The following is a 549-nucleotide window of genomic DNA, read 5'->3' as shown; positions in this document are numbered from 1 at the left end:
TTTTACGTTTTCCAGCACGTGGGGCTGGAAGACCTGTGGAAATTGAAACGGTTTATATACCTGAAGAAGGGCGTGGTACGTTATGTCTTTCATCGCAGGTTGGGTGTACATTAACTTGTTCTTTTTGTCATACGGGAACGCAAGTACTTGTTCGTAATCTAACAGCAGAGGAGATTTTAGCACAATTATTGATTGCGCGTGATTGTCTCGGTGATTTTCCTGATAGGAATACTCCGGATGGAGCAATTGTTCCCGTTGAAGGGCGCAAAATCACCAATATCGTTATGATGGGAATGGGAGAGCCACTTTATAATTTTGATGCAGTCAAAAAAGCTTTATTAAATGCATCTGATGGTGATGGAATTTCTTTATCGAAACGGGAAATCACAATTTTAACAAGTGGAGTAGTTCCTGAAATTAAACGAGCCAGAAAAGAAATTGGAGTTATGTTAGCAATCTCTCTTAATGCTGTGCATGATGCATGACGAGATATATTGGTACCAATCAAAAAAAAATATCCGCTTACTCTGTTAATGGACGCTTGTCGTA

General features: G+C 39.5%; 1 pseudogene. It reads left to right on the top strand.

The features are described 5' to 3' along the window. Positions 1–549: pseudogene (locus tag J7R05_RS07620) on the top strand (dual-specificity RNA methyltransferase RlmN); the annotation flags it as partial.

Origin of the sequence: Bartonella capreoli (genome assembly GCF_902813205.1) — a bacterium.
In the GTDB taxonomy this organism is placed as follows: domain Bacteria; phylum Pseudomonadota; class Alphaproteobacteria; order Rhizobiales; family Rhizobiaceae; genus Bartonella; species Bartonella schoenbuchensis.
This window is presented reverse-complemented; position numbering and strand designations above follow the sequence as displayed.